The 9,884-nt window shown below is 35.4% G+C and carries 13 protein-coding genes; 5 read left to right on the top strand and 8 right to left on the bottom strand.

From position 1 onward, the window contains the following. The first annotated feature begins 132 nt into the window (after window positions 1–132). Together repM and F895_RS00900 are read left to right on the top strand one after the other, a co-directional pair. Window positions 133–1,056, top strand: coding sequence for a replication initiation protein RepM (gene repM / locus F895_RS00895; protein WP_005244554.1), 924 nt, complete (start codon window positions 133–135; stop codon window positions 1,054–1,056). 63 nt (window positions 1,057–1,119) lie between these two features. After that, window positions 1,120–1,677, top strand: coding sequence for a plasmid replication DNA-binding protein (locus F895_RS00900; protein ID WP_005244552.1), 558 nt, complete (start codon window positions 1,120–1,122; stop codon window positions 1,675–1,677). Between the two features lie 195 nt (window positions 1,678–1,872). Here the strand turns inward: F895_RS00900 and F895_RS00905 are convergent, their stop codons facing one another. Both F895_RS00905 and F895_RS00910 read right to left on the bottom strand, forming a co-directional pair. Next, window positions 1,873–2,748: a DUF4231 domain-containing protein gene (locus tag F895_RS00905; protein ID WP_005244550.1), complete on the bottom strand. Its 876-nt coding sequence runs from the start codon at window positions 2,746–2,748 to the stop codon at window positions 1,873–1,875. Next, window positions 2,745–3,212: a TIR domain-containing protein gene (locus F895_RS00910; protein WP_081402031.1), complete on the bottom strand. Its 468-nt coding sequence runs from the start codon at window positions 3,210–3,212 to the stop codon at window positions 2,745–2,747. Before F895_RS00910 ends, F895_RS00905 begins: the two co-directional genes overlap by 4 nt. Before the next feature lie 92 nt (window positions 3,213–3,304). Between F895_RS00910 and F895_RS00915 the strand changes: the two genes are divergently transcribed. After that, window positions 3,305–4,108, top strand: coding sequence for a toll/interleukin-1 receptor domain-containing protein (locus F895_RS00915; RefSeq protein WP_005244547.1), 804 nt, complete (start codon window positions 3,305–3,307; stop codon window positions 4,106–4,108). A 97-nt stretch (window positions 4,109–4,205) separates the two neighbouring features. Here the strand turns inward: F895_RS00915 and F895_RS00920 are convergent, their stop codons facing one another. The 3 genes from F895_RS00920 to F895_RS00930 all read right to left on the bottom strand — a co-directional run bounded on the left by F895_RS00920 (window position 4,206) and on the right by F895_RS00930 (window position 5,847). Further along, window positions 4,206–5,066, bottom strand: a complete 861-nt coding sequence (locus F895_RS00920) for a TIR domain-containing protein (protein ID WP_005244546.1) — start codon at window positions 5,064–5,066, stop codon at window positions 4,206–4,208. A gap of 129 nt (window positions 5,067–5,195) precedes the next feature. Beyond that, window positions 5,196–5,498: a helix-turn-helix domain-containing protein gene (locus F895_RS00925; protein ID WP_005244545.1), complete on the bottom strand. Its 303-nt coding sequence runs from the start codon at window positions 5,496–5,498 to the stop codon at window positions 5,196–5,198. Further along, on the bottom strand, window positions 5,491–5,847 hold the full coding sequence (locus F895_RS00930; RefSeq protein WP_000269909.1) for a type II toxin-antitoxin system RelE/ParE family toxin: 357 nt from the start codon (window positions 5,845–5,847) through the stop codon (window positions 5,491–5,493). Before F895_RS00930 ends, F895_RS00925 begins: the two co-directional genes overlap by 8 nt. 612 nt (window positions 5,848–6,459) lie before the next feature. On the opposite strand from F895_RS00930, the gene F895_RS00935 reads away from it, so the two are divergent. Beyond that, entirely contained in the window at window positions 6,460–6,813 is a 354-nt protein-coding gene (locus F895_RS00935; RefSeq protein WP_005244544.1) for a hypothetical protein, read from the top strand. Window positions 6,814–6,889: 76 nt separating this feature from the next. On the opposite strand, the gene F895_RS00940 is transcribed toward F895_RS00935, so the two are convergent. Genes F895_RS00940 through F895_RS00950 form a run of 3 tightly spaced genes read right to left on the bottom strand, consistent with a single transcriptional unit; the run spans window position 6,890 to window position 8,394 of the window. After that, window positions 6,890–7,111, bottom strand: a complete 222-nt coding sequence (locus F895_RS00940; protein WP_005244543.1) for a hypothetical protein — start codon at window positions 7,109–7,111, stop codon at window positions 6,890–6,892. Next, window positions 7,108–7,464 (bottom strand): 2OG-Fe(II) oxygenase family protein, encoded by a 357-nt coding sequence (locus F895_RS00945; RefSeq protein ID WP_005244542.1) that lies wholly within the window; start codon window positions 7,462–7,464, stop codon window positions 7,108–7,110. The genes F895_RS00940 and F895_RS00945 overlap by 4 nt, the downstream gene beginning before the upstream one ends. 39 nt (window positions 7,465–7,503) lie before the next feature. After that, window positions 7,504–8,394 carry a MobA/MobL family protein gene (locus tag F895_RS00950; RefSeq protein ID WP_005244541.1) on the bottom strand — a complete coding sequence of 297 codons (891 nt, stop codon included), beginning with the start codon at window positions 8,392–8,394 and terminating at the stop codon, window positions 7,504–7,506. 211 nt (window positions 8,395–8,605) lie between these two features. Between F895_RS00950 and F895_RS00955 the strand changes: the two genes are divergently transcribed. After that, window positions 8,606–9,328 carry a hypothetical protein gene (locus tag F895_RS00955; protein WP_005244535.1) on the top strand — a complete coding sequence of 241 codons (723 nt, stop codon included), beginning with the start codon at window positions 8,606–8,608 and terminating at the stop codon, window positions 9,326–9,328. The last annotated feature ends 556 nt before the right edge of the window (window positions 9,329–9,884 follow it).

The raw sequence follows: 9,884 nt of genomic DNA, 5'->3' as shown, positions 1-9,884 counted from the left end.
GTTTAAGGGGTGATAAAGATAGGTTTAAGGGGTGATAAAGATAGGTTTAAGGGGTATATAAATAGATAGATTATTGACTATTTAAAATATATGACATATAACCTAGTTAAATGAATTACTCAGCTTCATATCATGACAAATAACAATAAATTAGTTGTTAAAGATAATGCTCTTATCGATGCTTCTTTTAACTTATCACTCATAGAGCAACGTATTATGCTCTTGGCCATAGTTGGAGCTAGAGAGTCTTCTAATCTCACGCCAGATACACCAATAGAAGTGCTTGTAAGCGACTACATTCATCAATTTAAAGTGGATAGTAATAATGCCTATGGCTTGCTCAGAGAGGCAGCAAAAACACTAAAAAGAAGGGAGTTCAGTTATTTAGATAGATATAAGGGCCTAGAGGCTCTTACTACAGCAAATTGGGTAAACAAAGTGACCTATGTAGATTCTAATGGTCTTATTGTTTTATACCTTAGCAACGAAGTTATCAGCTTAATTAGCCGATTAAGCGAACAATTTACCAAATATCATATAGAGCAAGTATCTGATTTTAGAAGTAAATATAGCATAAGACTATATGAGCTATTAATTAAATGGTTGAATGTAGCAAAAACTGAGAAATATAGTATTAACGATCTTAGATCAAAGTTAGGTCTTGACTCGACTGAATATTCAACAATGTCTAACTTTAAATCCAACGTATTAGACAGAGCAGTAAGTGAAATTAATAAACACACTGATATTACCGTTGACTATGACCAATTCAAAAAAGGACGAGTTATCACTGACATTCAATTCAGAATTAAATCGAAAGTTAGGCCATCTCAACAAGAATTAACTAGAACGCCCCAAACAGCATTCCAACAAATGACAGATGCTCAAATCAATATGTTTGGCAATCAGCTTTCACGACTACCTGAATTTTCAAACTTAGCAAATGGTAATGAAAGCTATGAGAGCCTAGCCGCGAAAATCAAAGAAATGCTAAGAGATCCAATACAGCAAAAACAGTTTTTGCCTCATCTAAAAAACTTAGGCTTTAAAGCTTGAGTGTATTGGAGAATACACATATTGTATTCTCCAATACGTTTTCAAAATACACAGCAATACACTATGAATACAGCTACAAAATACAGTGTTAGTGATGCTGCAACCCTGTATAAAAAATCTCGAGCTACGCTATATAAAGATATAAAAAACGGTGTGTTAAGCCGTGACCATGATGGTTTTATAGATTTTTCAGAACTTCTTCGTGTCTATGGAGAACCTTTTGGAGTAAAACAAGTAAAACGTATCGATACGTCTCCAATACAAAATCAAAATACATCTGAATACACTGATAAAACAGTTGTAGAACTCAAAAACCAAATTGATTTTCTAAAAAAACAGTTAGAAAAAGCCGAAGATCGTGAAGCCAAGGCAAATGCTCGTATAGATACACTGCTGACACTCATTGAAATGAAGCCCCCACAATCCAATATGACTACGTTTACCGATCAGAAATCTGCTCCAGATATAGCAACAGATCCTCGGTCAGAACCCGAGCCGAAAGATGACGGATTGACTACTCCAGTCGAAACAGAAAATAAGCGTATTCCAGTGCCAGAGCACGTAGAACCAGAGCAGCCGAAAAGAGGCTTTCTAAGTCGCTTTTTCTTGCCAAATGGGTAAGGCGATTATTCAACTGGACTAAACAAGAATATAGAACATTGTTTAAGAAACATACGTGGAACGTGAAGTATCAAGAAAAAGCCGTTCCAGTGCGCTGAACCCTAGAACGGCTTACTTTAAGATATTGATGCGAAAAGGAAAAGTTCAAGTGTTTCGCATAAGGCCTATTATGTTAATTTTAAGAAAACTTTAAGATTAAGAAAAATGATCTTTCCGTGCATACCATTGGGTATGTTCGCGTGAAAATGCATTTTCTGTATCGCCAACAAAATCAGAAAAAGCTTTTTCATCGTTTATTGGATATAAAAAATAATCTATTTTAATCTGTGTTATTTCTGATGCTGTTAAAGAATATGATGTAGATAATTCAGAATATTTTTTCACTTGTATCCAGCCCACTAGACCTATCGCAGCTGTCACTATTATATCTGTTGGCCATACTTTCTCTTCTATATATCCTAATCTTGAAGCAGCCAAAACAAGAGCTATTATGTTTAGAAAAATAACTATTGAAAACAATAGATTAGATCTAGAATTATTTTTTCTTGAATTTTTCTTATACCAGCCTAATTGTGATTCAATTCTATATGATAGATATGCAGATTTTCTTTTCTGTAAATTACCATTCCTTAATTCTTGCATTCGATATGAAATTAAATCTTCATTAATATCAGCAGAAATTAAAAGCTTCAATTCTTGATTTTGGTTTGTTATTTTCTTTATTGACTTAATAAACTTAACTTTAGCAATATCATAATCTTCATGAAATGGTTCTGCTCTTGTTACAAAACGCCATGTAATAGTTCGAATAGACTCAGCTAGAGATCTCGCTGAATACCATTTTCTATCGGGCTTATTCAGAAATAGGCCTAATGATGAGATTAAGACGCTTATAACAATAATAATTTGGAATGAAATAGTCCATTTCGAAACATTTGGATAAAGAGATATTCCTGTAAGTAGTATTAAGGAAAAAATATGTGAAAAATAAAGAAGATAGAACTGATTCTGATATTTTTTTGAAAGCTTATCTGAAACCTGAAACCAATTAGGAAAATCTGTATCTTTCATAAGCCCAACTTTCTGTATGTAGCATCTGATAATATATAATTTTTCCCCACCTCATGTTTAGGAATATTTTCTAAGCAATAAATTAATGCTTTTTGCGAATATGGCAAGAAAACAAATCCTAAATCTTTAATAAAATCAGGGCATAAGTTATCAGCATTTCTAGAGTTATTAAGATTTAAAGCAAATAATCGACAACCTTTCTTGACTGCACATTCAACTTCATACTTCACAAAAGTAGTTTTTGACTTTGTATCCTTACCTATCAACAGTACAAATGTACTTACTGAATCAATTCGCTCTTTACAAATTCTCTTGATATATGGAACATTCTCAGAACGAATTGCGGTAGGCAATTGATAATCAATAAAAGTAAAATCTGTATGAGGATTTTTTTTCCATGCTTTCATTAAATAGTAGTGACTTATATCAGAACTACTGAAACTAAAAAAAACTCTTGAGGCCATAACTTTCTTTAAAAGAGCAATAAAATAATAATTAGTATATTAGTATAAATATCAATATAATAATTAATATTTAAAAATATTATTGAGATAAAATGAAGGTTTTTTTGAGCTGGTCTGGAGATAAAAGTAAAGAAACAGCAGAATTATTAGATTCATGGATTAGATGCGTTTTACAAGCAGTAGATCCTTGGATTTCAACTAAGCATATTGGTCGGGGTGCTCTTTGGTTTACTGAAGTTGCTGATCAACTCCAAAATACTACTATAGGAATTATTTGCTTAACAAAGGAAAATTTAAATAAGCCTTGGATTCTATTCGAAGCTGGATCTTTAGCCAGAGGTTTAACATCTTCCAGAGTATGCACATTTTTAGTAGATCTCCAACCTACAGATATTGAACCACCTTTATCTCAGTTCAACCATACTCTTCCAAATAAAGCGAATATGAGAGCTTTAATAGATACATTAAATGAATCTTTAAAAGAACATAAATTACGAGATGATATTCTAGATACTGTTTTTGAAACTTATTGGCCTAAGTTTGAAACTGAACTTGGTGCTATTCTTGAGAAATATGCAAATGAGACTCCACAACCAGTCATCAGAACTGAAGAAAATATTTTGTTAGAATTATTAGAAACAACTAGAACTTTTGATAAAAGAATTAGAAATATTGAATTATCGATAAAAAATCAAGGTGCTAATGGGAGAAGTATGATGTCTCCAAACCAAGCAAGAAGAAGAATTTTTGAGATGATAAAAGATGGTATTCCTAAAGAAATAATTGTTGAAAACCTTGTAGATAAAGGATTTTCTTCAAATTTCATTATTAAAGAATTTAATGAAATATTACGTGAAATGGGAATAGAATCTATTCAAGATAGTATTAATAATTGAGCTTAAAAATCATCAAGGGGCTAGTTAACATAAAATCTCAACTGCGAGATCACAAAACCTAGATTAATCTCTAGGTTTTGTGATTTTAAAATAGCCATTAACTGATCTTTCTATAGTTAATTTCATATCCCGCATCACTTAGCATGTGAGCCACAGACATACGCCAATCTTTATAACTATGGTCTGTATATACAATACCATTCACATCCCCTGGCATTTCAATATGACCTTCCTTTTTTACTAAGCAAATAACTTTTTCACGAGTATATAAACCTATTAATAAACCATGTTCAAAAACAACATTTTGCCTAGCTCTTAGTTTATATTCATTTTCTCCAATAGCCTTACCTTCATCATCAGGCGTATATAAAACAATCCCAAATCCAATAGAAGGATCTTTTGTATAACGTTCTAATTTTTCTATGATTGTAAGACTAGCATCATGCTGTTCTCTAAGAACTATCGGTTCAATTGTTTGAGCGGATAAAAAAGCTTTTACCTCATTGATCAATGCATCATCATGACCATGAACAATGAATACTTTAGATGGAGTAATCTTCTTCTTTTCAACTAAATTAGAACCTTCTTTTTTTGTTCCTTTCGCATATGTTATTAATTCTTCTGTTATTTCTTTTTGTTTTAGAATTGCTGACTCTAAATCATTGGAATAAAAACCTATCATAACAACGTTAGATGCTCGATCTTCTGCCCTGCGTTTATTAGCCTGTTGTTCTTTTAGAATTTCACCAGATATTTCACTAGAAAAAATACGTAAACGTTCAATATGTTCAATAGGAATAGTGCGGCCATTAATCAAAATAGATTTTCCAATCTGATAAGGTTCAGCATATTTATTAATTACGTCTTCTAAATTCGTTAAATCTGATTTAATTTCTACTTTATCCCATACATTCTTATGATGCTTTTCGCCTAATTCTAAAATCACATGATAATACATAAGTTTAATACCGTATCTTTATTAAATTAACCTAAGTATATAATAAGTTTAAAAAATAAATTTTAAATTTAACATAAAATCTCTTGTAAAATATCAAAATTGGGAACCTTATTGCTCCCAATTTAACTATTAGACATTGAATCCAATATGTTTTCCTGTTGGCAACTCAACATCAATACGAAGTTTTCCACCCATTGCTTCAACATATTTTTTTATGGTTGAAATTTTCAAATCATTTCCACGATTTTCAATGGCTGAAAGTGAAGGCTGTTTAATACCAAGAGTTTCAGCCAATTCTTTTTGAGAAATCTCTAACTCTTCACGAATAAGGTGAAGCTGAGTTTCCAACAGTAATTCATCAGCCATTTGTTGAATACGAGCTTGACTCTCTGGAGAGCGACTAGCCAATAATTCTTGTAGGGTCTTAGCCATTAGATTGATCTCCTAAAGTTGAGAGATGAAGTTCGTATTGCTGATCTGCAATATCTAACATCTCTTTATAAAAACGCTTTTTACCGCCTTTATCACCGATACACAGCACAATGGCTTGTCGTAAAGGATCAAATGCAAAAAAGGCTCTCAGTGGTTTACCTCGATGCTGAACACGTAGCTCTTTCATATTGGTAAATTTGGAGTCATAGACAGTATCTACTAAAGGACGACCTAAACTTGGTCCCTGTTGCTGTAGAACGACCAACGCTGCGAGTACTTTCTCTTGTGTAGATTCATCTTGCTGTACAAGCCATTCGTTAAACAGATCCGTTGTAATGACTGTCCACATATTACAACCATAATATAGATTACAGTCTATATTTTATGCTTAATTGAATTATTATTCAAATGACAATAAAAAAACCCAGACATCCTGTCTGGGTTTTTCGTATTTGCGTTCTAGGGTTAACTCCTGTCATCCCTCGCGTCCTGTCGCTGATCTTATTGTTGTTATATGGAACATCCTGTTCTCGATGAACCCATCATAGGAAATTGAGCTGAGTATGGCTATTGGCAATTTTCTGGAATGAATGTACGCCAAAACGTACATGATTTTATCAAGTATTTATCCCAAGATTTGTCCGCAGGAAATGGGGATAAAATAGCATCCAAGAAGCCTTAAGAAATCAGGAAAAATTGCGATTATGATTATTTTTTAATCGATTTTATTGGCAGAATATATCAAAATTGGCGAAAAAAGAGCCGAGATGTTTCGATTCGGCTTTTTTGAGGGTTTTTGGGTTTATGTAAAATGATTAAAATATTGAAAATAAATAACTTTTTAAAAGTGGTTTCGCATAAGCGCCATTATGTTAAATAATGATGCATATTCTTAAGATTGAATTAACGAAATATGAGTTCAAGAAACTTGTTGAAAATAGCCTATTTGGAGTGCATCCGAGTGAAAATAAAAAAAATAGTATTGTGTTTAATTCTTATTTATATGAATACTTCTAGTTATTCTGAACCCACCATAGTAGAACCAGAATCGTACTGTGAAATAGTGAAAAAAATAGCATATAACGCTCAATCTTATAGGCAGAACGGGGCTAAATATGAAGTTACGATAAAGAAATTACAAGCAGCACCAGAAAAGTTATCTGCTTCAAAAAGAGAAAATAACGAGTTGGTTTTTAGGATTGTACAGTATGCCTATTATATATTTCCTGAGTATACAAATGATGAATTAAAAAATAATGCTATTGAAAAATATGCCATACGTTCTTATTCAGAATGCTTAAAAAAATATGGTTAATTTCAAATATTAATTACGTTGATGGTTCTGTTGCATTAAGGGAATCTAAACTTAACATAATGGCGCTTATGTGGAGCTATGAATCCTTACCCTGTAAGGCTTTCATAGCTCGCCATTTCATCATTAACACGGCATCTTCCTCCTCAAAACTCGACTCACCAGAAGCAATCCGTTCAATCATCGCATTGACATAAGCTTGACTGGCATCAATTACATGCTGCTCAAACTCATGCTCCACAATCCCTTGCGTTGCCTTAAAAGCAGCTCGAATTCGATCAGCGTCTACGTTTTTTTTCATGCTTGGCCACACTGCTCTGATTTATAGCTTGGATGATCTTTGAGATAAGCAATAAAACTGTCTAAACGTTTGCTATCCAGTCTCGATTCTTCAGGACGATCCACATGCTGTAACAGCTTCTGGCCTAAAAAATATTGCTCAAACTGTGCCTTAAAATACTCTGGAATATCAGCTACTAGAACATAGCTATCATCTGATTTCAGTTGATACCGTGGGATCTGAATCAACTCAAGCAAATGTTTCTTCCACAATAGACTGGCCCGAAGCTGATCATTCACTGGATGATGGGGATCATGTGCAGCAGCACGTTGATCATCAAATAACTCCTCAAGAATTTGTTTTCCAATCTTCATACGACCTCCAAAAGCTTTATTTAAAACCTCACCATATCCCTAGAACCATGATGGCGTATAACCATCATCACGATCTAGATCTTGATTTTTACGCTGCTCTAAGGCTTGGTTATACTCCTTTTGATAGATCTGAAGCTTGTTAAATTGTCGAATCTGTTGAATGGTTTGCTTCTGTGCCTCAACTTCAAGCTGAATAATTGGATCGGCACTTTTCAACTTCCATCGATGGATCTGCGGTACATCCTGCAACTGCGTTCCGTACTTCTGGTTAAATTGCTGATTGGACAAATGACTCACTCGATTCGGAACAACAATCTCCATACCCTCCAGAATTAGGGTTTTCATCGGTGCATGCATTTCCAAAGCCTGATTAATCAGCTGCTCAGTTTTTTCTCGAAAGGCTTTCACCTGATCACGGCCAAAGCCCAACGCATCAGCCGTTAATTTCTGTGCACCACCTTTGGTGGGATTCTTTGGACGATACTGCTTAAAAAACTGCTCTGGTGGTCGTTCAATCCCATCGGCCAGACTCCGTTCAGAATACATCAGATGCAAATGCGGTTGATCTTCACCTGTCAGTTCACTCGGATGATTATGCACCGCTGCGGTATAAGGGAACTGATACTGATCGGCAAATTCCTGAATAAAGACCTCGACCAGATCCTGACGCTGCTGCTTCGACAATTCTTTCGGCAAGGCCACGGTCAAAGTCGAACTAGTTCGACCTCGAGCAATCTCATAACGATCCGCACTATGCCAAAAGGTCGCAGGCGCATCGATGGCCCAAGCAGGCATATTTCCAGAACGCACGAACTCCAATTCTTCATCGGCCTTTTGCTCAGCAAAATGAGCCGTTCGAGTCAGATAATGGAAGGTATTCTTGGAACTGGAATCCTTCTTCACATTGTGCCGAATATTCATGTAAAACATGCCGAATTCACCTGAGATCCAATTCGCAAAGGAGGCTCTCCGCAGGAGCGAGGAGGAGTGTCTTTTTTTGACAATAATCGCTTTAGCGGTTGTTGTCAAAAAAAGACACGGAAACGAGATAAACTATTTTTTATGCATAGCAGAAAAAATAGTTTAAACGCCCATAAGATGACGCTAACATGGAGTCAATCCACGGCAAAATGAGATCCAAATGGCAGGACGCAAAGCGTTAGTTCTCACCGCAAAAGAAATCAATGAACTCGGCACGCATATCCTCAATCTGCCATTCAAAAGACGGATTGAAGAACGTTGCCTGCACATGCTCAAAAACAAAAAAAGTCTTCAGGATCTCAGTGAACAAGACCGCCAACTGATCCAGAAATGTCGCTATGAACGCAATGCCTACAACAAACGCATGCTTCAGCTGCAACTGATCCAACAGACAGAACCTGCCAAACGCAATGCACTGGAGCAAAACATCCTCAAGCTCCATCAAAAACATGACATCGATGCCTACTTTGCCATGCACGATGCACTAGATGAGATCCTCAAAACGCAACGCCACCAGACCGCAGCGAAAAACCTGAATCAGAAAATAGAAAAAGCCCTGAATCCAGAACAACAAAAGGAAAAACAAAGCCAGAAACAACAGAAAAAACGAGAAGGCCAGATCAAATACTTTATAGGATCGCTTTATATCGAATCTTTGAGAAAGGCATCGATTAGTTTTTCACAGGATAATAGCGACTTAGATAAACTGGCCGACATGATTCATGCATATCTCAGCTTTAGACAGCTCAAAAGGAATCTTGGAACAATTGAAGAAATCGAAGCTTTCGTTCAGCGTATGCCAACCACAAAAAATATGAATCGACTCATTGAAACAGCAAAAACAGATCCAAGAAACCCATTCAACAAAACACCAGAGCAATGAACAAACATCACGTTTAAACGCTGTATTTTCGCCATAGTGCGATCATTTCAAACTGAACTAGAGATCAGTACCCAAAAAACAAAAAAGTGCCTCTAAACGCAAATAGCAGCAAATGACACAGTCTCAATAAACCACTAGAACAGCTCAACCAAGCGAGTGTCTACGAGCGACAGTCCCAAAATTCGCGCCTCGGCCCTCTGAAAAACCGCTTTTTTAGGTTGATTAACCTAAAAAAGTGAAGTTTAGATACAAAAAATTTGAGCCTAGACCGAGCGAAGCGAGCATAAAGCTCTATGAGCGAAGCGAATTCCGAGTTGCTTTTGCTTTTTCTCAAATTCACAACGAAAAGAGCCAAAAATTGCCCCTCGAATCGAGCGAAAGCGAGATTCAATAGAGTTTGAGCGAAGCGAAAACCAAGGGCAATTTGACCAGACTGGGCTTTTAATTATTTTTAATGCTTTTTAATGCTTTTAGACAGGCTGAAATCCTTTGTTTGCAATAGTTTAAGGGGTGATAAAGATAGGTTTAAGGGGTGATAAAGATAGGTTTAAGGGGT

It is taken from the genome of Acinetobacter sp. CIP 64.2, assembly GCF_000369645.1.
GTDB lineage: Bacteria > Pseudomonadota > Gammaproteobacteria > Pseudomonadales > Moraxellaceae > Acinetobacter.
The sequence above is the reverse complement of the archived record's forward strand: the minus strand, read 5'-3'. Positions and strand labels throughout refer to the sequence as shown.